The organism is Aquimarina acroporae (assembly GCF_023195925.1).
Taxonomy (GTDB): domain Bacteria; phylum Bacteroidota; class Bacteroidia; order Flavobacteriales; family Flavobacteriaceae; genus Aquimarina; species Aquimarina acroporae.
On record NZ_JALPRE010000003.1, the window covers coordinates 472,821 to 496,653 of the forward strand.

The following is a 23,833-nucleotide window of genomic DNA, read 5'->3' on the forward strand; positions in this document are numbered from 1 at the left end:
TTATGAAGAAATTTGTATCACTCTTTGCTATTGTAGCAATGCTCTATAGTTGTGGTAAAGGAAACCGCGGAGAGCTAATAGGAGCACAAGGGAAAAAGTGGCACCCAGAAAAGCCTTACGGAATGGCCCTAATTCCAGGAGGTTCTTTTATCATGGGTAAGTCAGATGATGACAAAGCGGCGTTAGCAAACGCACCCACCAAAATGGTTACCGTTCGTTCCTTCTACATGGACGAGACCGAAATTACCAATAGTGAGTATCGTCAGTTTGTAAACTGGGTTCGTGACTCTGTGATTCGAACTCGTTTGGCTATTATGGCAGATGAGCTTGGAAAAGTGCCGGATGATGAAGGTGTCGGAGAGTTTGCTTTCCTTGATGCCGATACTACCGATATGACACCGTACGAAAAGTATATGTATGAGAATTATAGCGGTATCGGAGAAACTGGTTACGAAGGAAGAAAACTCAACAAAGATGTAGATATCATTTGGGATATCGAAGATTACCCCGATGAGTATTATGCTGAAGTAATGGACACGATGTATATTCCATTGGAAGAGTCTTATAATGGAAGGCGAACACTTGACGTAAGTAAGTTTGAGTTCCGTTTTACTTGGATGGATATTCAATCGGCAGCAAGAGCGCGAAAAGGAAGAAGAAAAGACTTCGTAAAAGAAGAGGTAATAAAGGTATATCCTGATACCACGGTTTGGATCAAAGATTTTAACTATTCATATAATGAGCCTATGCACAACGATTATTTCTGGCATAGTGCTTATGACGATTACCCTGTAGTAGGTGTTTCTTGGGAACAAGCTAAGGCTTTCTGCAGATGGAGAACTATTGAGAAAAATACATTCCAAAAGAAAAAAGGTAAGGAGTTTGTAAATTATTTCAGACTTCCTACAGAAGCCGAATGGGAGTATGCAGCAAGAGGTGGTCTCGAGTCTGCAACTTATCCATGGGGTGGACCTTATGCACTAAACGACCGCGGTTGTTTCTTGGCAAACTTTAAACCTCTTAGAGGTAACTACGCAGCAGATAACTTCTTATATACTGTCGAAGCTAAAACATTTGACCCTAATGATTATAATCTTTATAATATGGCGGGTAATGTTTCTGAGTGGGTACAGTCGTCTTACGATCCTTCAGCATACGAATTTGTGTCATCAATGAACCCAAATGTTAGTGATGACCAAAACAAACGTAAAGTAGTGCGTGGAGGTTCATGGAAAGATGTTGCTTATTTCCTACAGGTAAGCACCAGAGATTACGAGTATGCGGATTCAGCGAGAAGTTATATCGGATTCAGAACCGTACAGGACTACATGGGTACTGACGTGACTGGAGAAGATAATACTCGTAATGATAAATAAGTCCCAAAATTTTCTATCAACTTAATTACTAACCCTTTTTTTAAAATTTAGATTTAAAAAACAAAACAAATTTATTATGGCAAATTCAAAAGCAAGCAAAAAGTTAATGAACATGGTATACGGTCTAGGAGCGGCCGTAGTAATTTTAGGTGCACTTTTTAAGATTATGCACTGGCCATTTGGTAACGAAATGCTTATCATTGGTCTGATTACAGAAGCACTTGTATTTACAGTTTCTGCATTTGAACCAGTAGATGACGAATTAGATTGGTCTCTTGTATACCCAGAGTTAGCTGGAGGTCAAAAGAAAGATAAAAAGCAAGATACTACTCCAGAAGGATTGTTATCTAAGAAATTAGATGATATGCTTAAAGAAGCTAGAGTAGATTCTAGTCTTATGAGTAGTTTAGGAGAAAGCATCCGTAACTTCGAAGGTGCTGCAAAAAATATTTCTCCAACTGTAGATGCTATTCAAGGTACTAAAAAGTATAGTGAAGAAATGGCAAGTGCTGCGTCTCACCTAGAATCTTTAAATAGCTTATACAAAGTTCAATTAGAATCTTCTGCTAAGCAAGCTGAGGCAAACGCTCAAATTGCGGAGAACGCTGAGAAACTTAAAGAACAAATGACAAGTCTTGCTAGCAACCTTTCTTCTCTTAATGGAGTATATGGTGGTATGTTAACTGCAATGAACAGAAGTTAACATTAAGTAATTAAAATAATTATATAACTACCAAAATCTAAGAAGAATATGGCAGGAGGAAAATTGTCCCCAAGGCAGAAGATGATTAACCTGATGTACCTGGTTTTCATCGCAATGATGGCATTAAATATGTCAAAAGAAGTACTATCGGCTTTCGGTTTGATGAACGAAAAGTTAACATCAGCGAACACGATAGCTACAGAGCGTAATACTGCATTTATGGCTGGTCTGGCTGAAAAAGTTACAGAACAACCAGAGAAATATACACCGCTTAAGGAAAAAGCTGATCAAATTAGTTCGCTTTCAAATGACTTCAATAGTTATATTGAGCAATTGAAAGCTGAGATTTTGCAAGGTACAGATGATCCAACAGATTATGAAACTATGGATAAGTCTGTGACATTAGATCAAAAGTTCTTTGAAGGAGGTAATAAAACAGCAGCAGCTGAAGAATTTGTTACCAAAATAAATACGTATAGAGAGGGAGTAACCTCTGCAATACGTAGTGTAAAAGAGGTTGATGCTGAAGTTGCAAATGACGTTGACAAAACATTTGCTACTGGAGAGGTAAGAAATAGAGATAATAGACCTGTAGACTGGTTGAAGTATAACTTCGAAGGTTTCCCAATGGTTGCTTCTTTAACAAAACTTACTCAAATGCAAGCAGATGTTAAGACTACAGAAAGCAAAGTACTTTCTGCATTATTAGCAGGACAGCAAGCTTCAGAACTTTCTTTTAGTAACTATGAGGCGATCGTAGTACCAGACAAAACTGCTTTCTTTAGTGGAGAGAAGTTTAAAGGTAGAATCGTTTTAGGTCGTTTTGATGCAACGCTTAAGCCAACCAAAGTAATGGTTAATGGTAAAGAGCAAACTGAAGTTCAGAATGGTCAGATTATGCTTGATTTCCCAGCAGGTAATGTTGGAGAAAGAGAAGTAAAAGGTGAATTAGAATTCAAAGAAGGTGATTCAATTGTGAAAATACCTATCCAGAGTTCTTATGCGGTAATTCCTAAGCCAAATTCTGCGGTAATCTCGGCAGATAAAATGAACGTGGTATACCGTGGTGTAAATAACCCAATGACAATTTCGATTCCTGGAGTTCCTGCAGTTAATGCTACTGCACCTGGTTTAAGAAAAGTGGGTGGTGCTGGAAAATACATGATGAATGTTACTGCAGTAAAAGCACGTGAGGTAAGTATCAAGGTTAGTGGTAAGTTACCTAATGGTTCTTCTGTGAGTGATAGTAAGAAATTTAGAATTAAGGATATACCAAGACCAGTTGGAACTGTTCGTGGTGAAGATGGATCTATCAAAATGGCGAGAAATGCTTTAGGTATTTCTTCTATCGGAGCGATACTTCCTGATTTCGATTTCGACATTAAGCTTAAAGTAACAGGATTTAAATTTAAGGTAGAAGGACAACCAACAGTTAGTGTTCGTGGTGGTAGATTAGATTCTAAAGCAAAATCTGCACTTCGTAAGGCTAAGAGAGGTTCTTCTGTACAGATTATTGATATAAAAGCACAGTTAACGACAAATGCTGGATATAAATTGAAGAAGATTTCTCCGGTAATTGTTGAGTTAACAAATTAAAATAAACCAAATTAGTTATGAATTTGAAAAATTTTGTATTCACCGTTATAGGATTGGCTGTTTCCTGCCTTTCATATGGCCAGACGAATCCGTTAAATGCGGCGCAGCCTAGCGATATTGGAAAGAAGACACAGGAGCAGATCATGTATGATAATGATCACCCATTAGAATATGGTTATGTTGACAAACGTGATGTATTATGGGCTAAGACAACTTGGGAAACCATAGATCTTGATGAAAGAATCAATTTTCCATTGTACTATCCTATTGATACAAATAATATTGATTCTAGTCGTCGTTCTTTATATGATGTACTAGTAAGCAATATTAAAAACGGTAAAATCAAGAGTATATATTCAGATTCATACTTTACTGAAACTCGTACTTTTCAGGATCTTGAGTCTACAATGTCAAAAATTGATACTACAGATTTAGGATATGAGCAATATAATGCAGGTGAAGAAGTTGATCCTCAATATATCAATAGAAGAGATATTACTTCTGCAGATATTACAGAGTACAAAATAAGAGGATATTGGTATTTCGATAAGCGTCAGGGAGAATTAAGATATAGATTGCTAGGTATAGCGCCTGTAGCTCCAGACGTAAACTTCATCGACGATGATGAGCCAGATATGGTAGCATTATTTTGGGTATGGTACCCAGATGTAAGAGAAATTCTTCATAATGCATCAGCTTTCAATCGTAGAAATACATCAATGCCTTTTACTTTAGATCATATTCTTAATGCTCGGCGATTTAACTCTATTATCTATAAAGAAGATAATGAGCAAGGTGACCGAGAGATTAAAGATTATATCGTAGATAATGCTTTAATGCAACTTCTGGAGAGTGAGAGAATCAAGGAAAGTATTCGAAATTTCGAAATGGATATGTGGAGTTACTAATCTAGATAGCACTACATAATTGTTATAAAAAACGCCCGACTTTAGTTGGGCGTTTTTATATTTTTGTGCTATGTTAGATTATATCATTGTTGGTTTTGGTTTATCAGGCTTATCGTTTGTCGAGAGACTGGAGAAAGAGGGTAAAACGTATATTGTGTTTGAAGATGGATCACAAAAATCATCTCGTGTAGCTGGAGGGTTATACAATCCTGTTATCTTAAAGCGTTTTACTGCTGCCTGGCAAGCAGTTGAACAATTAGAAAAAGCAGTTCCTTTTTATCAAAGTATAGAAGCTAAGCTCAATAAAAAGCTTATATTTCCCCTTCCTATTTACAGGAGGTTTAACTCTGTTGAAGAACAGAATACATGGTTTGAAGCTTGTGACAAGCCGGTTCTTGAACGGTTTTTATCTGCAAATTTGCTTACGAATTCAAATACGGGATTAGATATACCATATCATTTTGGAGAGGTAAAAGGAACAGGAAGAATAGATATACAGCAAATGTTGTCCTTGTATTTACAGTATATCGATACTAAAGAAAGCCTTAAAAAAGAGGTTTTTGAGTATGATCAGCTTCAGATAGAAAAGGAATATGTGGTTTATAAAGGTTTTCAAGCTAGACACATTGTTTTTTGCGAAGGATTTGGAGTGAAAAACAATCCGTTTTTTAACTATTTACCTTTAGTAGGAAATAAAGGAGAGTATCTCATTATTAAATCTGAAAAATTAAAGCTTAACGAGGCAGTTAAGTCATCTGTATTTATTATTCCGTTAAGGAATGATCTTTATAAGGTAGGTGCAACATATAATAACAAGGATAAAACACCCGAAATTACGACAGAGGCAAAAGAAGAACTACAAAAAAAGCTTAATACAGTTTTAAGGGCTCCCTATGAAGTTGTAGATCAAGTTAGCGGTATTCGTCCTACGGTACGAGATAGAAGGCCTTTGTTAGGTACGCATCCTGTGCATAAAAATGTTCATATCCTAAATGGTTTAGGAAGCAGAGGTATCTTAATAGGCCCTACAGTTGGAGAGCATTTGTTTAATTTTATAGAACAAGGTACCCCTTTGGAACCATCAATTAGTATAGAGAGATTTAAAGAATTAAGATGATAAGCTCTTTTCTTTGTTGTAGTGCATAAAGAGGTTAATCCATATGTTTCTGGCTAATCTCATAATTATGGGCATGAAAACAACCAAAGTTCCTACAATTACAAAAAAGGTGTTCAAAAGATTGAGTTCAAAAAATAGATTAGCAATTACAAATGCGGCTACTGCAAATGCAATTCCCACCCCATAACTCACATACATCGCACCATAAAAGAAAGAAGGCTCTATTTTATATTTCGTACCACAGTGACTGCATCTTTCTTGCATTTTAAGGGTGTCATTCAACTTATAAGGATTACTGTTTTGGTACATGCTTTCGTGTTGGCATACAGGACAACTCCCCGTGAGTATGCTGTATATTTTTGTGCCTTTAAATAAGTTCATAACCGTATTTTTATGATAACACAAAATTAGTCATCTTTGCACAAAATATTCAAAAGCTGATGTTAAACATACACAACTTATCGATATCTTTTGGAGGAGAATATCTTTTTGAAGAAATAAGCTTTAGACTCAATGCAGGGGATAGAGTTGGATTGATTGGGAAAAATGGAGCGGGTAAGTCAACCATGTTAAAAATTTTATCTAAAGAGCAAGAGCCAGATTCAGGGCAGATTGCTATGGATAAAGAGGTGAAAATTGGCTTTTTAAAACAAGATATCGACTTTGTACTCGGTAGAACGGTTCTAGATGAAGCTTATGAAGCTTTTGTCGAAATTAAGAAAGCAGAGCGACAAATAGATCATATTAACGCTCAGCTTGCAGAACGAACCGATTATGAAAGTACCTCCTATAATGATCTAATTACAGAGCTAAGTGATCTTACACAGCATTATGAAATATTAGGAGGATATAATTACCAGGGAGAAACTGAGAGAGTATTACAAGGACTTGGTTTTGTTAGAGAAGATTTTGGAAAATTAACTGATACTTTTTCTGGAGGATGGCGAATGCGCATCGAACTGGCGAAGTTATTGCTTCAAAATAACGATGTATTATTGTTAGATGAGCCTACCAACCATTTAGATATTGAATCGATTATATGGTTAGAAGGTTTTTTAAAAAATTATTCTGGAGTTGTAGTTATCGTTTCTCACGATAAAATGTTCTTAGATAATGTTACCAATAGAACTATAGAAATATCGCTGGGTCGTATTTACGATTACAATACCTCATATTCTAAGTATCTGGTATTAAGAAAAGAAATGCGCGAGCAACAACTCGCTGCTCAAAAAAATCAGTCAAAACAAATTGAGCAAACCGAAAAGCTTATTGAAAAATTCAGAGCAAAAGCTAGTAAAGCCTCAATGGCCCAATCTCTAATAAAAAAACTAGATAAAATTGATCGTATCGAGGTAGATGAAGATGATAATGCGGTTATGAATGTAAGCTTTCCTGTCAGTATTCAGCCTGGTAAAGTGGTTATAGAAGCAGAAAGTGTTGGCAAGTCTTACGGAGAAAAACAAGTATTAAACGATATCGATCTTTTGGTCGAAAGAGGTTCGAAAATTGCTTTTGTAGGGCAGAATGGACAAGGAAAAACAACGCTGGCAAAGATAATCATAGATGAAATATCTCACGAAGGAATGCTAAAACTTGGGCATAATGTACAGATCGGATACTTTGCTCAAAACCAATCAGAATATTTAGAAGGAGAGATCACCATTCATGAAACCATGATCAATGCCGCTAATGAAAAAAATCGTAGTAAGGTTCGTGATATGTTGGGTGCATTTTTGTTTAGAGGGGATGATGTAGACAAGAAGGTAAAAGTTTTATCTGGAGGAGAAAGAAATCGTTTGGCCCTTTGTAAAATGTTATTGGAGCCATTTAATGTTTTGGTAATGGATGAACCCACCAACCACCTGGATATTAAATCTAAAAATGTATTAAAAGAGGCCTTGAAAAGTTTTGAAGGAACTTTGATCCTCGTATCTCACGATAGGGACTTTCTTCAAGGGCTTACCAATACGGTTTATGAGTTTAAAGACAGAAAGATTAAGGAGTATTTGGGAGATATCGATTTTTATCTGGAACAACGTAGCGTTGATGACTTAAGGGATATTGAGAAAAAGGACAAGCAGCTTAAAGAAGTTTCTACTACCAAGGAGACGGCAAAGCAATCGTATGAAGATCAAAAAAAGCTAAAATCCTTAAATAATAAACTGAGCAACATAGAGGCTAAGATTAATAAATTGGAAAAAGAGATTAAAGAAATTGATGTAGAATTAGCTATAAATTATGATAAAACCATAGCACAATCCAATTTTTTTGATAACTACCAAGCCAAAAAAGATCAGTTAAACAATTTAATGGAAGATTGGGAAACGCTTCAGGAAGAAATAGACATAATGACCTCTTAACAGAAAACATCAATTTTTATTGAATTCTTAATTTGGGCTCTTTAAAATAATAATTTAATAGTGCTTTTCATTCTTTTTTGAGAATTGATTATAAAGAAGGTCTTTCTGCTAAAATTACTTAAAAACAGTATGTTACTTTTACGATATTTTTATGTTGTCTAACCTGTTCAACTTAATTTTTATAGATATTTTTGTAGCTGGAAATTAAACAACAGTATTTATGAATAATACAAAAGTCATCGACTTGAATGCTCATGCCTTATCTTGGGTAGGTAAGATTCACTACGACTTTGGGTTTTTAGTACAAAAGGCATTTCAAGAAAACGGTTTAGATCTTTCTAAAGAACAATGGAGTGTTTTGAAAAGATTAAATGTAAATGACGGACAGCCCCAAAACGATCTGGCATTCATTACGCATAGAGATAAAACATCTATGACCAGATTGGTGAATACTATGGAAAGTAAAGGCCTGGTAGTTAGAAAAAGTGATGAAAACGATAGAAGAGTAAATAGAATTTTCTTAACCGATTATGGTAAAGAAGTAGTAGAAAAAGTTCAACCAATCATGTATGATCTAATTCCTGCTGTTCAAGATACTCTTAGTGAAGAAGAGATAGAAACACTAATAACAGCTCTTAAGAAAATTAGGGAAAAAATCTCTGACATAGCTGAAGATTAGTATAGAGTTAAAATAGTATATTATTGAAAAACACCTGTTTACGGGTGTTTTTTTTGTTTTGATCTACTTAAAATACTGTAAACTAAGTTTTATGAGTTCTTTAACTGCATGAAAACAACGGTGTTGATAGTTTTGTAGGCGATTTCATACCTAATGAATCTAAATTTGCTATGAGAAAAGTTATACTACTTATCCTTGGATTGTTATTAGTTGTGGGTGCTGTTTTTGCAGCCATGGCAATTATAGCTAACAAAACAAAACCCAAGCCCCGATCTGCAAAAGTGATCAAAACAGTTTTTGTAGATACTGTACAAAATACGACAATCCCTATAAAAATTGCTGCAAATGGTAATTTAGTAGCTAAAAGAAAACTTGAACTATTTTCTGAGGTTCAGGGAATTTTTAAAGGAGGAGCTCAGCTCTTTAAGACAGGTCAAACCTATAGAAAGGGACAAACTTTAATTCGAATAGATGCTTCAGAATACTATGCATCCGTGCAATCTGCTAAAAGTAATTTATACAATTTGGTTACTTCTATCATGCCTGATTTGAGGCTAGATTACCCAGATATTTATGATAAGTGGCAAAATTACCTGAATGCTTTTGATATGAATAAAGCTACGCCACCATTACCAGAGGTTGCATCAGAAAAAGAAAAATACTTTATAACCGGTAGAAATATCTACACGACCTATTACAATGTGAAAAATTTGGAGCAACGTCTTTCTAAATATTCTTTGGTAGCTCCTTTTGATGGTGTCTTAACAGAAGCATTGGTGACAGAAGGAACGTTAATTCGTCAAGGACAGAAACTAGGAGAATTTATAGATACCAGTGTATATGAGATGGAAGTCGCTATTGGAAAAGAATATGCAGAGTTGCTCAAAATTGGAGAGTCTGTGGCATTGACTAATCTTAGTAAAACTCAAAACTACACCGGTATTGTTAGTCGAATTAACGGTAGAGTAGACCAGGCAACTCAAACCATAACAGCTTTTATCGAAGTAAAGGACCCATTGCTTAAAGAAGGTGTATATCTAGAAGCCAATCTTGATGCAAAAAAGGAAAACGATGCAATAGAAATAGATAGAGGACTACTTCAGGATGGGGATAAGGTGTTTGTTGTAAGAGATAGCATTCTTGATCTTATAGAAGTTCAACCTGTTTATTTTTCTGAAAAGAAAGTGGTGCTTAAAGGAGTTCCCAATGGTGATGTAATTCTTAATAAACCTGTTCCAGGAGCTTATGCAGGGATGCTCGTTAAGATCTTTAAGCAATCAAATAAAAGAAGAGCAGTGCCAGATAGTAATACTGCAAGTACTCAAACTAAGTAGTTATGCGTAAAATAATATCTTATTTTATAAAATATCATGTTGCTGTAAATGTAGTAGTTATTGCATTTTTTGCGTTTGGTATTTTTGGAGCGATGTCCTTGAAATCTTCTTTCTTCCCGCTTACAGAGTCTAAAAATATAAGTATAAGTATGACATACCCGGGAGCTTCACCGCTAGAAGTAGAAGAGGGTATTGTGCTAAAAATAGAAGATAACCTTAAAGGGCTCGAAGGAGTTGAACGCGTTACTTCTACTTCTAGAGAAAATAGTGGAAGTATAAATGTAGAAATCGAAAAAGGCAAGGATATCGATTTTATGCTGCTTGAGGTTAAGAATGCTGTTGATAGGGTGCCAAGTTTCCCAACCGGAATGGAACCCATTGTAGTAGCAAAACAGGAAGCTATACGCCCTACAATCAGTTTTTCATTGAGCGGGCAAAATGTGCCTCTCGTTACGTTAAAACAAATTGCTCGACAGATAGAAAATGATCTAAGAGCAATCGAGGGGATTTCTCAAATATCAATAAGCGGGTATCCAGATGAGGAAATAGAAATAGCAGTAAACGAAACCAGCTTACTGGCATTTGATATAAGTTTTAGTCAAGTAGCTCAAGCGGTAAGTCAGGCCAATATTTTAACTACTGGAGGAACCATAAAAACCGATGCCGAAGAATATTTAATTCGGGCCAATAACAGGTCGTATTATGGAAATGAATTATCTAATCTTATTGTACGCTCAGACCCCACAGGAAGAGTAATTCGATTAAAAGATGTAGCCATTATTAGAGATCGGTTTTCAGAGTCTCCTAATGCTACATATTTCAATGGTGATTTAGCAGTTAATGTTGAGATTACCAGTACCAATTCTGAAGATTTAATTTCCTCAGCAGAGAAAACAAAGGAGTATATTGAAGATTTTAACCAGAAATATACCAATGTTCAACTTAATGTTATTAGTGATCGATCGATCACTTTGGTACAGCGTACAGAACTTCTGACGGAAAATGCAATTATCGGAATGTTATTGGTACTTACCTTTTTGTCTTTATTTCTTAATACTAGATTGGCTTTTTGGGTGGCCTTTGGGCTTCCGGTTGCATTCATGGGGATGTTCATATTTGCAGGATATTTTGATGTAACCATCAATGTGTTGTCTCTTTTTGGAATGATTATCGTTATTGGGATTCTGGTAGATGACGGTATTGTAATTGCCGAAAATATATATCAGCATTACGAAAGTGGTAAGAGCCCTGTTCAAGCTGCGATAGATGGTACAATGGAGGTGATACCTCCTATTGTGTCGGCAATTTTGACCACAATGTTGGCATTTGGAATTTTTCTCTTTCTAGATGGTCGTATTGGAGATTTCTTTGGGGAGGTATCTGTAATTGTGTTATTAACGCTATCGGTTTCATTGGTAGAAGCACTCATTATTTTGCCAGCGCACCTTGCGCACTCCAAAGCTTTGAAACCCCAACAAAAAGCCAAAACAACAATAGGACAAGTATTTGCGAAACTTCGACTTATCAATACGTTTGGAGATCGAATTATGCAATGGCTTAGGGATAAGTTGTATAGTCCAATTTTTAGATTTGCATTACAAAACCGAATTTTCTCCTTTTCTATATTTCTGGTCCTATTAATTTTAAGTGTTGGTTTTATAATGGGAGGTGTGGTACGTACATCAATTTTTCCTAGAATTGCTAGTGATACTGTAGCCATAGAATTAGCTATGCCAAATGGTACCAATGCAAAAGTGACAGATTCTATTATTTCAGTGATAGAAGAAAAAGCATGGATAGTAAATGAAGAGCTTTCCGAAGAATTTTTAACAGGAGAGGAGTATGAGGGTAAAGTGTTATTTGAAAATGTTATTAGAAATGTGAATTCTTCTTCCAATACATCTTTACGGATAAATTTATTGCCGGGAGAAGAACGACCCAATGCCGTTAATTCAGGATTGGTCGCAAACCGTATACGCGAAAAAGTAGGTCCTGTATTTGGGACTGAAAAATTGATCTACGGCTCCGGAGGTAATTTTGGGGGTAGCCCGGTTTCAGTATCCTTGTTGGGAAATAATATACAAGAGCTCAAAGCAGCCAAAAAAGAGTTAAAGGAAATATTTGAAAGCGATCTTCGATTAAAAGATGTAGAAGATAATGATCCTGCAGGAATTAAAGAAATACGACTGTCGCTCAAAGAAAATGCATACGCCCTGGGATTGAACCTTAGAGATATTATGACACAGGTTCGGGCTGGTTTTTTTGGAGTTCAGGCACAACGATTTCAGCGAGGACAAGATGAAATCAGGGTTTGGGTGCGATATGATCTAGATAATAGATCTTCTATTTTGGATCTGGACAATATGCGTATTGCTACCAATACAGGAGAGCGCATTCCTCTTGGTGAGATCGCAAATTATAGTATTGAAAGAGGTGATGTGGCTGTAAACCACTTAGATGGTCAACGCGAAGTGCAGATTTCTGCGGATATTAAAAACCCCGAAGAGACCAGCTCTACAGATATGTTGGAAGAAATTAGAACGGTGATTATGCCTGAGATTATTGCCAAGTATCCAACGGTAACACCATCTTACGAAGGGCAGAATAGAGAAGCAGGTAAGTTTTTAGGTTCTTTGGGACCAGTTGGACTTACTGCATTAGCCCTTATATATATAGTAATTGCATTTACCTTTAGAAGTTATAGTCAACCCTTGTTGCTGTTATTGATGATACCGTTAAGCCTACCAGCAGTTGCCTTAGGACATTGGCTGCACGGCTTTTCAATTAATCTATTATCACTATTAGGGATTATTGCTCTTATAGGTATTATGGTAAACGATGGTTTAGTGCTTATAGGTAAATTTAATCGAAACTTAAGAACAGGAATGACCTTTGATAGTGCTATTTATGAAGCAGGTCGATCTCGTTTTAGAGCGATTTTCTTAACTTCTCTTACCACCATTGCAGGATTGGCACCTTTAATCTTTGAAGAAAGTCGTCAAGCAAAATTCCTTATTCCTATGGCAATTTCTATTGCATATGGTATTGGTTTTGCCACCGTATTAACTTTATTGGTATTACCACTGTTTTTATCATTTAGTAACGATGTTAAAGTAGCTACAAAATGGTTGTGGACAGGGAATGAAATTACCAAAGAAGAAGTAGAGAGAGCGATCAAAGAACAAAATGAAACTCATGAAGAACATCAAGAACAAGAACTACAGAATGCATAAGTCTATTTTTTATTTTGTTTTCTTGCTGTTTACGGTACATGTAGGATTGGGTCAAGAATTGACGAAGCAGGAAGCATTACGACTTACCCTTGAAAATAACTTCGGAATTATTTTAGCAACAAACGATATTGAAGTAGCTGAAAATAACAAGGATATATTGAATTCGGGTTACTTACCAACAGTGACGGGAAGTGCCTCTGCAGTGTATAACAAAGATAATATCGAGGCACAATTTGCTAACGGAGAAACCAATATTCTAAATGGAGCCGAAAGTGATCGTTACAGTGCAGCAGTAAATTTAAACTATACCTTATTTGATGGGTTAGGTCGATTCTATAACTATAAACGATTAAAAGAGCAGTATAATCTAACAGAGCTTCAGGCCAGAGAGACTATAGAAAACACAATTCTTCAGCTTTTTACTGTTTATTTTGAAGTTGCTCGATTAACAGAAAATGTCGGTATTTTGGAAGAAACTTTGGGAATTTCTCAAGAAAGAATAACCAGAGCAAATTACCAATTTGATTATGGTCAAAATACAAAATTAGATGTGCTTAATGCAGAGGTAGATGTGGCAAACGATAGTATCAATCTAATTAATACCAGACAGCAATTACTTAATACAAAAAGAGACTTAAACCTAATCGTTGACAACGAATTGGCTCAGGCTTTTGAGGTAGATACTACGGTAAATTTTATCAACACTTTACAGATAGATAGTTTTGTAGAAAAAGGATTAGAAAATAACGTAAGAATACAGCGTAATCAAACTTCTATCAAGATTAATGAATATGATCTTAAAGTAAGTAAATCGGGATATTTGCCTACAATTGGCCTTACGGGGTCTTATGGCTGGAATAAGAATAACAATAATGCAGCCTCATTTTTGGCAACTTCGATTTCTGATGGTTTATCGGCATCGGTAAATTTGAGTTGGAATATTTTTGATGGAGGGAGTACTATAACCAGAATCAAAAATGCTAAGATCGCGGTCGAAAACCAGGAAATTCAGCAAAAGCAAATTGAACAAGAAGTAAAAAGAGATATCGCTAATGCGTTAGGGAATTATAAGAACAGGTTAAGTGTTTTCCAGATTCAACAGCAAAATGTACTTACTAATCAAAATAACTTTGAGAGATCAAAAGAACGATTTAAGTTGGGGCAGATTACCTCTATAGAATTTAGACAAGCGCAGATTAATCTTATAAATGCCCAAACCAATAAGAACTTGGCAAAATATGACGCCAAAATTGCCGAATTGCAGTTATTACAACTTACTGGTCAACTACTCAATATAGAATTCTAAAAGATATGTTTGAGCATTTTTTTCAATGTCCATATTGTTGGGAAGAAATTTCAATGTTACTCGATCCTTCAATTACATATCAGGTATATGTAGAAGATTGTGAGGTTTGCTGTAATCCTATTGAGCTTCACCCTAGGTTCGAAGAGCAACAATTGATAGGTTTTGAGGCTTTAAATATAGAACAGTAGTTTGCTAAATCCTTTGTAAGCAGGGTATTGTAATTTTTTTATGATATTTTAATAAAAATACACTTGTATAAAATAAAAATGGTTGTATATTTGCCGTCCAATAGCGCGGGATAGAGCAGTAGGCAGCTCGTCGGGCTCATAACCCGAAGGTCGCAGGTTCGAGTCCTGCTCCCGCTACGAAGAAGACCAGTTGTGAAAACAACTGGTTTTTTATTATCAACACTTATCCTTTTAAATACTTTAATTTTTTTAAATAAGAAACCTTACTTTTATCCATAACTTTTTTAGGGTTTGTAGTGTCTTTATACTTTAGAGTGCTTTAAAGTCGTTATGTATTATAACTTAAGTATCATTAATTTCTATAAAGATTGAATAGAATAATAGTTGATTTTGCAATTATTGCCAGTGGAGTTGTTGGGTATTTTATAAGTATCTCATTAATTTCTACTTACTTTTTCAGGAATCGCGCCAATAATTATCTCTCCCTATCATTGTTTTTATTAACAAGTTTAGCCCTTTTGGGGTGGTTTGATCTAGAAGATACAGTTCTAGAATTTTTAGATAACCCAGTATTAGAGTATCTGTTGGGAGTTACCTTATTTACCTATTTTTTAATACAAATTCAACATAAATACCTTCAGAGAAAATGGTATAAATGGCTTTATGTGCCTTTTGTTGGAGCCGTGGTAATAGAAACTATTCTTTATATCAACACTATTTATAATTTTTTTGACCTAGGGATCAATGATTTGATGTATTTTATTATGGATAATGCATCCTTTATATTTAATGTAGTTCTAATCGTTTGGGGAAGAAAATTAATTAAAGGATCAACAATTTCTAGAGAAAAAAAACGCTGGTTATTACGATTAAACTTCTTCATAATAAGCCTTATTATTTGTTGGCTTTTATCTAGTATCGAATTTTATGTCTTCGATTCAGACTATGTTTCTCCTTTTCTTTGGATTATGCTTTCTTTTTTTTCGTGGTGGATATTATACTATGGAGTTTTTAGATTGCAGATTGTTGTTCAAAAAGAAGAAATACATCGATATCTACTTTCAAAAAAGACGACCACAGCTCCCGTAAAAAAGAAAGTAAGTGCGGCAACAGTTTCCAAGGTTATAAGTCAACTTTATACGTTAATGGAGGAAGAAGAGTTGTACAAAAACCCTCTTTTAAGTAGATTAGATCTGGCAACCCGATTGGGAACAAGTGAAGGATATTTGTCTCAGATTATTAATCAAGAACTTAATAAAAGTAGTATTCAATTTGTAAATGAATATCGTATTGAGGCAGCTAAAAGCCTGTTGCAAGACCCTATGTTTCACAAATATTCTGTAGAAGCAATAGGTATGGAAGTAGGTTTTAAATCGAATAGTGCTTTCTATAAAACTTTTAATACGAGCGAAGGAATGTCTCCCGGAGCCTATAGAAAACTTCAAAAAACCTCCTGATTCGTACAATTCTATTGTTTTAGGAACTCTTCAGAGCTTAAATTACTCCTTTATTTTTTAGGTCAATATACTTTAGTCTGTGTAAATCAAAACACATAAAGATGATTAAAGTATTTTTTACTCCGCTCTTAGTACTAAGTTTTTATTTTGGGTTTTCTCAAAAGACAAAAAAGGTTTCAGTCGAAAAATCGGTTTTTGGAATTCAAACTGGTTTATTGGGCATATGGGCTCACAACGAATTAAAATTATCAAGTCAAATTGCTTTACGTAGTGAAATAGGTTTTGGAGGTCTCAATACTTCAAATATTCGACCCGTATTAGCATTGGAACCTCGATGGTACTACAACCTACAAAAACGTGCAGATAAGGATAAAAGAGTAGATGGTAATAGTGGTAACTACATATCGCTTAGAGCGCGGTATCATTTTCATAGTACAGAAGATGCCGAAAAATCTGACTTATACCATTTGCTTACTGTGGCTACCTGGGGTATAAGAAGAAACATAGGCAAACATTTTAATTACGAAGCTGGAATTGGTACCGGATTTGGTTTTGAAAAAGGGAATAGTAGAGATGTGGTAACGGTACCCTATGTAGCCTTTGGTATTGGGTATCGATTTTAACGACTTTCTTTTGACCTAACTAATAATAATTTCAAAAATAAAACTGTAATGAATACACATATGAATATAGTAAGAGAAAAAATAAGTAAGTACAATAAAAGGTATTTTCTGATATGTATGGTATTAATTTTTACTGCTTGTCAGTCTGATGACGATGCGGTTATGCCGCCCGAAGTTTCAATAGACAATGGATTTTGGGAAGTAGCAGAGAAAGGGTGGGTTTTCGAATTTACAGATGATGCAGATGTGCATTATAATTTTAATTCAGTAGGATGCGCTACACAGAACCCTAATTTTATACCAGGAGATTTTTTTGGTTTCACAATAAATCAAATAAACGAAAATGAAGCTATTGGTACTTCAGAACTATCAGATTTAGAAATAGTATTCACTAGAGTACAAGACCCTGACCCAAATTGTCTTCCTGATATGATTTCTGCGACCAAAGACCCGAAGATTAATTTTGATCATTTTTGGAATATTTTTAACGATTATTATGCCTTTTTTGAAACCCGAAATATAGATTGGGCTCAATATGAAAATTTACGAGATCAAGTAACTGCAGATAACTTTTATGATATTTTGGAAGAGTTGGCTTATCAATTAGAAGATGGGCATGTAAGTATTGTTGATCAAGAGAATAGTGTGGAAATTAATTCTGGAGATCCAAGACTCATAGAAAGGTTAAATGCAAGCTTAAGTGGAGATTTTCTAATTGAGAGAGAAGGCGATTATTCAAATCTTGTGGATCGAAAAGTGAATACAATACTTGGAAGGTATTTAGGAGGGAATTTTGAAATAGATGATAATGAGAGAATGGTATGGGGATCAATCAATGATGAGGTCGGATGTATAATTATCGGATCGATGGAAGGATATGGGACTAGTTTTGATAATGAATTGTCTGCATTAAATGCTGTTTTAGATAGAATAATGAATGATCTTGAAGCATCGGGAGTCTCTAAATTGGTTATCGACCTGCGTTTTAATGATGGTGGGTTTGATACGGTGGCTTTAGATATAGTATCTCGTTTTATAGATCAGGAACGTGTTTCCTATTTCAAAAAAGCTAGATTAGGTAATAGTTTTACTGAAAACAAAGCGTTTACTGTAGCGCCTAAAGGTAATTTTCAATTTACTGGAGATATTGTTGTATTAACAAGCCCTTACACTATAAGTGCGGCAGAGCTTTTTGCATTATGCATAAAAGATCTACCATATGTGACGATTGTTGGAGAAAATACAAGTGGTGCTTTTTCGACTATTCTCGAGCATGTACTGCCTAACGGTGCAACAGTAGGATTATCTAATGAAGTGTATAGTGATGCGCAAGGTGAAGTATTTGAAGTTGTAGGGATAGGACCAAAAAATGCTGAGAATGAAGTCCCGTTTTTATCAACCCAAGATTTTCAGGAAGAAAAAGATGGTGGAATTGAAAGAGCGTTAGAAATACTAAATAAGTAAATAATGAGCTTAGTTTGAATTCAATGGTTTGTAAACAATAGACGCAGTTTTTAGATGTCTATTTCTTTGAGATACATATCATGTTTTCAATCAATTTGTTAATCGCATAATAGCATAAATTGTATACATATGCTTGTCTTTACAATTTCAAAAAACGCTTCCAAAGTATCATTTTCGAAAGAAAAAAGAAGTTGTAATTAAACCTTTTAGAATTTTAAGGGTCTTATACTTACTAATCAATTATAAGACTCTAAAATATGAAATTGAAAAACTTGGTTTTTGCCATACCTCTTGTTGTATTGGCTTCGTGCTCTGAAGATGAAGATTATGTTGATGTGTCTGGAGATGTTGTAAATTCATTGGTTTTAGAACAAATGTTTGGCAATAACATTGATTTAGATAACTTGGCTAACTATGCAAATCAAAATATACCAGATTATATTACCCGAGATAATACTGGTGATAATACAATTACCGATGCCAAGGCAACATTGGGTAGAGTTTTGTTCTATGATAAAAATTTGTCGGTCGACAATACCATAGCTTGTGCAAGTTGTCATCAACAGGCTTTTGCGTTTGGAGACAAGGATAACGTAAGCGAAGGTGTTAATGGAGTCACAGGTAGGCATAGTATGCGTTTGATTAATTCTCGTTTTGCAAGAGAAACTCGCTTTTTTTGGGATGAAAGAGCAAATAGCTTAGAAGAACAAACCACACAGCCAATTCAGGATCATGCCGAAATGGGTTTTAGTGGTCAAGATGGTGCTCCTGACCTGTCAAATCTTTTAAATAAATTATCAGAACTCGATTATTATCAGGAGTTGTTTCAGTTTGTTTATGGCGACAGCAGTATAACTGAAGATCGATTGCAAGAAACCATGGCGCAGTTTATTCGTAGTATACAGTCTTTTGATGCAAAATATGATACCGGTAGAGCAATGGTTCAGAATGATAATTTGCCGTTTCCTAATTTTACCGAACAGGAAAATGAAGGAAAAGAACTGTTTTTTAGGCCTGCTATTCAAAATGGAGCAGGCTGTATTAGCTGTCATACTGCTCCAGAGTTCGATATTGACCCTGAAAGTTTGAATAATGGCGTAACTGGAGTTTTTGGGAATGCTATTGCTAGTGATTTTTTGGTTACTAGAGCTCCAACGTTAAGAGATATTTTTAACTATGAAGGAGAGATAAACGGTCCGTTAATGCATGATGCTAGTATGGCAACAGTTACTGATGCTTTAGAGCATTACAATAATATAGATGCTACAGGAAACACAAATCTTGATAATCGTCTACGAGGTGGAGTTGGAGCGAATGGACAAAACCTCAATTTGAACGAAGAGCAAATTTTGGCACTAGAAGCTTTTATAAAAACGCTATCAGGAACTAATGTGTATATTGATCCAAAATGGAGTGATCCTTTCGCAATTTAGGTTCTTAAAATTAGTAATAAAAACAAGATAGATTTAAGGTCATCAAGTAATATTGATAATGAATTTATTTTCTAAAACATATCTAGAATAACAGATTTTTCTATTCTAACAAATGTGGTAACTGAATATAAAACTACAATATTTGGATAGGTATATTTATCTTTGTTTTTATGATAAAAACAAAGATTTTCGTAGGGCTAATTTTATTTATTTCAACCGTTACAATTGCGCAAGAACCGTTAGTTTTTCAGAAGGTTACAATCCAACCTGGGAGTAAAAGTCATTTTAAAATTCCGGTTGTAGTAGAAAAGGATAGCACTTTTATTCCTGTTACCGTGTTTCACGGTTCCAAAGCAGGGCCTACATTAGGAATTACAGCTGGGGTTCATGGGTATGAGTACCCTCCAATATTAGCGGCACAACGTTTGAATGAAGAAATAGAACCAGAACAATTGTCGGGAACAGTTATTTTGGTACAAATCGCCAATGTTCCCGCATTTTTAGGAAGAAGTCCTTTTGTAAATCCAATAGATGGTAAGAACCTAAACCGATCTTTTCCGGGAGATGAAAAAGGGTCCATTACCCAACGTATAGCACATATCATCACTACTGAAGTTATTGCTAAATCTGATTTTTTTGTAGACATGCACGCTGGTGATGCACCCGAAGACTTATATTCATATAATGCCTGGTATCAAAGTGAGGCCTTGCCCGAGGTTTCTAAAAAAGGACGTGAAATGGCTCTAGCCATGGGGTTTGATTACTCTATTATATTCGATATTCCTAAAGAACGATTACAAAAACCGAGTATATATTGCTCTCAAGAAGCTTTTCATCGTAAAATTCCATCTGTCGATATTGAATGCGGGCGGTTAGGTATCCCTGGGGAGATCGAGACTCAACAAATCGTACAAGGCATGATGTCCTTGTTAACCCATTTAGATATGTGGAGTTCAAATTCTAAACCTAATTCGATTACACCTAAAATAATCGCCAAAAGGTCAACCGTTAAAAGTAAATCGACCGGCTTTTTCTACACAGAAAAAAAAGCCGGTGATTTGGTAAAAAGAGATGAGTTTATAGGTTATATTACCGATTTTTTTGGCAATAAATTAGAAGATGTTACCGCATCAGAAAGTGGAATTATTCTGTATATGATCGGTACACCACCTATTAACAAGAATGATACTGTTATGAATATCGGGTTACTTCCATAGTGATAAAGTAAGAAGCCGTAATAGGATCTTCTCTGTGCTATAATCGTCTTATATTAGGTATAGATATTAAAATCATAAATATAGATGCAGAAACTAAAGGAAGTAAACTTTTAAGAAAATTCACAGTAGTCTTCGTTTCATAATGTTCTGGACGAAACTGATTCCAGTCAATAGTGTTAGCATGTTTACCTTCGAATATTTTAGGATAGAAGAACAACCTTAGTTTTTCATGAAACATTTCGGTGTTTTGCAGGTAATCCATGTGTTGACTCATGCTTGTTCCGGCCAGTTGATTAAATGCTAGCTGAAGATGAATGTTAGGAATAAATTTTGCGATTTGTGTGCCGAATTGCTCACGTAACTTAATTTTTTTGCTAAGTGCATCTTGCTCACTTTTTGAATCGTCATCCCCCATTTGTTGCATAGCATAATACCATAACCAGTTAAATCCGTCTGTAGGGTATCCGTATTTTTTAAACTGAGGATAATGTTTGTAAAACTTCTCTATAGTTGCCAGCTTATCGGTATCCCATTTGGTATGGTATCCATCTCTTTGTGCGATTGCCGTACTTAAAGCTTCGGGAACAGGATATTTTGAAGCGATATAGGCATTAACCCCTGCAGGCAATAGGATAATTAACACTAACCAAACAGACAAAAGTAATAACGCGTTAAAGCCAGAGGTTTTCTTGAAATTAATTACAAAGAAAGAAAGCGTAAACCAAAAAATAATGTAGCACACCGATAATGCTAACATTGCAAAGAAACTCGTATTTAATGGGATGCCTAGAATGGTTTTTGCAATTCCGAATAACAATAATAATACACCCAGTAATAATAAAAAACGTATGAAAAGTTTAGAAATAATAAACCCTAGTTTCGATTTGGCCTGTATGGCAACTAAACGCCACGTACCAGTTTCGGTTTCTTCAGATACGGCATTAAATGTTAGTACAATAACCAGTAACGGGAACAAATAGATAATTACAAAAGAAAGATCTAGATTTCCAGATTGTAGATTCATGGGGTTCACCAGATCGGTATCAAACTTTTGAGCTTCAAAGGTCTTTATAGTAATGCGTTTGACTGTTGGATTTACATCGGCTTGACCAATTGATACTCCGGCTAATGGATCTAAATTATTAATGTATGCAAAATTCGCGTAATATAGTAAAAGTCCCAAATCTTCATTATGAAGGGACACTTGTCGGTCAAAATGCTGTTCTTGGTATGAGCTCACCTCTGCTATGGCTTGTTCCTGTCTTTCTAGGTGTTTGCTACCAATAATGATAGCTACAATACCCAATAGTGTGATGAGTAACAAACTCATCCAAACTTCTTTTGACCGAATACATTGCTGTAAGAATAACTTATATTTTATCATACTGCTTTTGCGTTTTTTGAAGTGAATACCAATAGTACGAATGCTACAATGGTCCATAATGCTATGGAAAGCAATGCAGGGAAAACTTGTTTTATTGAACTACTAAAGCTCATAGGTTTATGTGCAAAATCAGGAAACTCTTCCCAATGTTCATGTCCTACAACATGAACTTTTCCTTCGGAACCACTCTTTCTTTTCGGACTTATATATTCCATTTGCAATTCATTCATGGTTTGTGCTAATTGATAGCGATAATCGTCTGCCTGTTTTTGAAAGTCTATATAGGACGAAAAGTCAGTCGCCGACATGATCATAGATAGTTGTTTAATAGCGGTAAAAGGGTTGATGAATGATGAATATCTTGTTACATCATTTTGATTTCTATAGATATTGATCAAATCGGCATAATGCTTTTTATATAGTGTTGAGGTTATTTTTTCACCTTCTCGCATCACAAAACCAGAATAGTTAAACGGTAAATCGGTTACTTCGCTTACATTATGAACCGCAAGAACCGAATCTCGTAGTTTGTTATAGTGAGGGTCATCAGGGTTATGGCTATCTCCTTTTTTGGTTACTTCTTTCTCAATAGCCGATTGAAAAGCTAGTTTTGTGGGTGTAGGAAACCAGTAATTACCCATTGCTTGTGCCGATTTTGGTAACAGTACAACCATTAATAACCAAATGCCAAGCAAACGTAAGAGAGCATTTTTCGGGTTATTACTTCTTGTTGATACGATAATGGTTACCGATGCAATAACAAATAAAAAAGCTAAATATCCTAGGACAATGAACACTAAACGAAGCCAACGAAAATCATTTTCGGTTTGATTTCCATAAACGAATAGTGTAATGATTGTTGCTAGTAGAATAGGAGTAAAAAATAACATTGAAATTCCAAAAAGCCCAAGAGATTTTCCGAAGAGAATTTCTTTCCAGGTAGCTCCTTGAGACAATAGCATTTTTAGCGTTCCATTTTGTTTGTCTGCAGCAACACTTGAAAATCCTATAAAAAATAGAATCAATGGTAATACTAGTTGTAGTAACAAGGCTAAACTTAGTTCTCCAAATCGTAAAGTCCCGTTAGAAAACGTAGCTTCAGAAAAGTTAACACTATTTTGGCGGTGGGCTTCTAAGAAAACGGTATTCCCCGTGAAGCTTTCTAATCCAGAATCAAAAGCTCCTAGAATAGGATTTGTTCGAAAGGCGAAAGTTCCAAAATGAGCCATTCTATGCGGGTGTTTATCTGGGTTAGCTTCCCAACTTTGCCTAGCCTTAACCTGATGTTCTAATCGAATATCATTTTGGGTAGCATAATTACTTATACCACTAACAGCCGAATAGGCTGTTAGTAGTAAAAAAATAAAAAATAACAGATAAAAAGTTTTGGGCGTTGTTGCATTCTTCCAAAAGTTAAATGCAAATAACTTAACGTTAGTCCATTTCATTTGTTAC

The 23,833-nt window shown here is 35.2% G+C and carries 19 protein-coding genes and 1 tRNA gene; 17 read left to right on the forward strand and 3 right to left on the reverse strand.

Annotation, left to right across the window (positions count from 1 at the left end; all coding sequences use genetic code 11):
• Window positions 1–2: 2 nt before the first annotated feature.
• The 5 genes from porK (at window position 3) to M0D21_RS06615 (ending at window position 5,700) form a co-directional block, all read left to right on the forward strand.
• Window positions 3–1,376 carry a T9SS ring complex lipoprotein PorK/GldK gene (gene porK / locus M0D21_RS06595; protein ID WP_248327660.1) on the forward strand — a complete coding sequence of 458 codons (1,374 nt, stop codon included), beginning with the start codon at window positions 3–5 and terminating at the stop codon, window positions 1,374–1,376.
• A 76-nt stretch (window positions 1,377–1,452) separates the two neighbouring features.
• On the forward strand, window positions 1,453–2,079 hold the full coding sequence (gene porL / locus M0D21_RS06600; protein WP_248327661.1) for a type IX secretion system motor protein PorL/GldL: 627 nt from the start codon (window positions 1,453–1,455) through the stop codon (window positions 2,077–2,079).
• A 48-nt stretch (window positions 2,080–2,127) separates the two neighbouring features.
• On the forward strand, window positions 2,128–3,675 hold the full coding sequence (gene porM, locus M0D21_RS06605) for a type IX secretion system motor protein PorM/GldM (protein ID WP_248327662.1): 1,548 nt from the start codon (window positions 2,128–2,130) through the stop codon (window positions 3,673–3,675).
• A 17-nt stretch (window positions 3,676–3,692) separates the two neighbouring features.
• On the forward strand, window positions 3,693–4,583 hold the full coding sequence (porN, locus tag M0D21_RS06610; protein WP_248327663.1) for a type IX secretion system ring subunit PorN/GldN: 891 nt from the start codon (window positions 3,693–3,695) through the stop codon (window positions 4,581–4,583).
• Window positions 4,584–4,653: 70 nt separating this feature from the next.
• Window positions 4,654–5,700, forward strand: a complete 1,047-nt coding sequence (locus M0D21_RS06615) for an NAD(P)/FAD-dependent oxidoreductase (protein ID WP_248327664.1) — start codon at window positions 4,654–4,656, stop codon at window positions 5,698–5,700.
• On the opposite strand, the gene M0D21_RS06620 is transcribed toward M0D21_RS06615, so the two are convergent.
• A complete protein-coding gene (locus M0D21_RS06620; protein WP_248327665.1) occupies window positions 5,692–6,081 on the reverse strand; it encodes a DUF983 domain-containing protein in 390 nt (129 codons plus the stop codon). The two genes, M0D21_RS06615 and M0D21_RS06620, sit on opposite strands and share 9 nt — an antisense overlap.
• Window positions 6,082–6,140: 59 nt before the next feature.
• Between M0D21_RS06620 and M0D21_RS06625 the strand changes: the two genes are divergently transcribed.
• The 12 genes from M0D21_RS06625 to M0D21_RS06680 all read left to right on the forward strand — a co-directional run bounded on the left by M0D21_RS06625 (window position 6,141) and on the right by M0D21_RS06680 (window position 20,994).
• Window positions 6,141–8,060: an ABC-F family ATP-binding cassette domain-containing protein gene (locus tag M0D21_RS06625; RefSeq protein WP_248327666.1), complete on the forward strand. Its 1,920-nt coding sequence runs from the start codon at window positions 6,141–6,143 to the stop codon at window positions 8,058–8,060.
• Window positions 8,061–8,280: 220 nt separating this feature from the next.
• A complete protein-coding gene (locus M0D21_RS06630) occupies window positions 8,281–8,739 on the forward strand; it encodes a MarR family winged helix-turn-helix transcriptional regulator (protein ID WP_248327667.1) in 459 nt (152 codons plus the stop codon).
• Window positions 8,740–8,909: 170 nt separating this feature from the next.
• The gene (locus M0D21_RS06635; protein WP_248327668.1) at window positions 8,910–10,073 is read left to right on the forward strand and encodes an efflux RND transporter periplasmic adaptor subunit; all 1,164 of its coding nucleotides are present in this window, start codon (window positions 8,910–8,912) and stop codon (window positions 10,071–10,073) included.
• 2 nt (window positions 10,074–10,075) lie between these two features.
• Complete coding sequence (locus M0D21_RS06640) at window positions 10,076–13,306, forward strand: efflux RND transporter permease subunit (protein ID WP_248327669.1); 3,231 nt, start codon at window positions 10,076–10,078, stop codon at window positions 13,304–13,306.
• Window positions 13,269–14,612 (forward strand): TolC family protein, encoded by a 1,344-nt coding sequence (locus M0D21_RS06645; RefSeq protein WP_248327670.1) that lies wholly within the window; start codon window positions 13,269–13,271, stop codon window positions 14,610–14,612. The genes M0D21_RS06640 and M0D21_RS06645 overlap by 38 nt, the downstream gene beginning before the upstream one ends.
• Window positions 14,613–14,617: 5 nt before the next feature.
• On the forward strand, window positions 14,618–14,800 hold the full coding sequence (locus tag M0D21_RS06650) for a CPXCG motif-containing cysteine-rich protein (protein ID WP_248327671.1): 183 nt from the start codon (window positions 14,618–14,620) through the stop codon (window positions 14,798–14,800).
• Window positions 14,801–14,904: 104 nt separating this feature from the next.
• A tRNA-Met gene (locus M0D21_RS06655) sits at window positions 14,905–14,977 on the forward strand.
• A gap of 191 nt (window positions 14,978–15,168) precedes the next feature.
• Entirely contained in the window at window positions 15,169–16,257 is a 1,089-nt protein-coding gene (locus M0D21_RS06660) for a helix-turn-helix domain-containing protein (protein ID WP_248327672.1), read from the forward strand.
• Window positions 16,258–16,358: 101 nt separating this feature from the next.
• Window positions 16,359–16,880, forward strand: a complete 522-nt coding sequence (locus M0D21_RS06665) for a hypothetical protein (RefSeq protein WP_248327673.1) — start codon at window positions 16,359–16,361, stop codon at window positions 16,878–16,880.
• Window positions 16,881–16,928: 48 nt separating this feature from the next.
• Window positions 16,929–18,344: a S41 family peptidase gene (locus M0D21_RS06670; protein ID WP_248327674.1), complete on the forward strand. Its 1,416-nt coding sequence runs from the start codon at window positions 16,929–16,931 to the stop codon at window positions 18,342–18,344.
• Window positions 18,345–18,601: 257 nt separating this feature from the next.
• Window positions 18,602–19,777 carry a cytochrome-c peroxidase gene (locus M0D21_RS06675; protein WP_248327675.1) on the forward strand — a complete coding sequence of 392 codons (1,176 nt, stop codon included), beginning with the start codon at window positions 18,602–18,604 and terminating at the stop codon, window positions 19,775–19,777.
• A gap of 170 nt (window positions 19,778–19,947) precedes the next feature.
• On the forward strand, window positions 19,948–20,994 hold the full coding sequence (locus M0D21_RS06680; RefSeq protein WP_248327676.1) for a succinylglutamate desuccinylase/aspartoacylase family protein: 1,047 nt from the start codon (window positions 19,948–19,950) through the stop codon (window positions 20,992–20,994).
• 37 nt (window positions 20,995–21,031) lie between these two features.
• Here the strand turns inward: M0D21_RS06680 and M0D21_RS06685 are convergent, their stop codons facing one another.
• Both M0D21_RS06685 and M0D21_RS06690 read right to left on the reverse strand, forming a co-directional pair.
• The gene (locus tag M0D21_RS06685; protein WP_248327677.1) at window positions 21,032–22,378 is read right to left on the reverse strand and encodes a DUF3526 domain-containing protein; all 1,347 of its coding nucleotides are present in this window, start codon (window positions 22,376–22,378) and stop codon (window positions 21,032–21,034) included.
• The gene (locus M0D21_RS06690; protein ID WP_248327678.1) at window positions 22,375–23,826 is read right to left on the reverse strand and encodes an ABC transporter permease; all 1,452 of its coding nucleotides are present in this window, start codon (window positions 23,824–23,826) and stop codon (window positions 22,375–22,377) included. Before M0D21_RS06690 ends, M0D21_RS06685 begins: the two co-directional genes overlap by 4 nt.
• Window positions 23,827–23,833: the final 7 nt, after the last annotated feature.

Coding starts and splice junctions, on each gene's coding strand:
- porK (WP_248327660.1), top strand. CDS start 3: ATGAAGAAATTTGTATCACTCTTTGCTATTGTAGCAATGCTCTATAGT.
- porL (WP_248327661.1), top strand. CDS start 1,453: ATGGCAAATTCAAAAGCAAGCAAAAAGTTAATGAACATGGTATACGGT.
- porM (WP_248327662.1), top strand. CDS start 2,128: ATGGCAGGAGGAAAATTGTCCCCAAGGCAGAAGATGATTAACCTGATG.
- porN (WP_248327663.1), top strand. CDS start 3,693: ATGAATTTGAAAAATTTTGTATTCACCGTTATAGGATTGGCTGTTTCC.
- M0D21_RS06615 (WP_248327664.1), top strand. CDS start 4,654: ATGTTAGATTATATCATTGTTGGTTTTGGTTTATCAGGCTTATCGTTT.
- M0D21_RS06620 (WP_248327665.1), bottom strand. CDS start 6,081: ATGAACTTATTTAAAGGCACAAAAATATACAGCATACTCACGGGGAGT.
- M0D21_RS06625 (WP_248327666.1), top strand. CDS start 6,141: ATGTTAAACATACACAACTTATCGATATCTTTTGGAGGAGAATATCTT.
- M0D21_RS06630 (WP_248327667.1), top strand. CDS start 8,281: ATGAATAATACAAAAGTCATCGACTTGAATGCTCATGCCTTATCTTGG.
- M0D21_RS06635 (WP_248327668.1), top strand. CDS start 8,910: ATGAGAAAAGTTATACTACTTATCCTTGGATTGTTATTAGTTGTGGGT.
- M0D21_RS06640 (WP_248327669.1), top strand. CDS start 10,076: ATGCGTAAAATAATATCTTATTTTATAAAATATCATGTTGCTGTAAAT.
- M0D21_RS06645 (WP_248327670.1), top strand. CDS start 13,269: ATGAAGAACATCAAGAACAAGAACTACAGAATGCATAAGTCTATTTTT.
- M0D21_RS06650 (WP_248327671.1), top strand. CDS start 14,618: ATGTTTGAGCATTTTTTTCAATGTCCATATTGTTGGGAAGAAATTTCA.
- M0D21_RS06665 (WP_248327673.1), top strand. CDS start 16,359: ATGATTAAAGTATTTTTTACTCCGCTCTTAGTACTAAGTTTTTATTTT.
- M0D21_RS06670 (WP_248327674.1), top strand. CDS start 16,929: ATGAATACACATATGAATATAGTAAGAGAAAAAATAAGTAAGTACAAT.
- M0D21_RS06675 (WP_248327675.1), top strand. CDS start 18,602: ATGAAATTGAAAAACTTGGTTTTTGCCATACCTCTTGTTGTATTGGCT.
- M0D21_RS06680 (WP_248327676.1), top strand. CDS start 19,948: ATGATAAAAACAAAGATTTTCGTAGGGCTAATTTTATTTATTTCAACC.
- M0D21_RS06685 (WP_248327677.1), bottom strand. CDS start 22,378: ATGATAAAATATAAGTTATTCTTACAGCAATGTATTCGGTCAAAAGAA.
- M0D21_RS06690 (WP_248327678.1), bottom strand. CDS start 23,826: ATGAAATGGACTAACGTTAAGTTATTTGCATTTAACTTTTGGAAGAAT.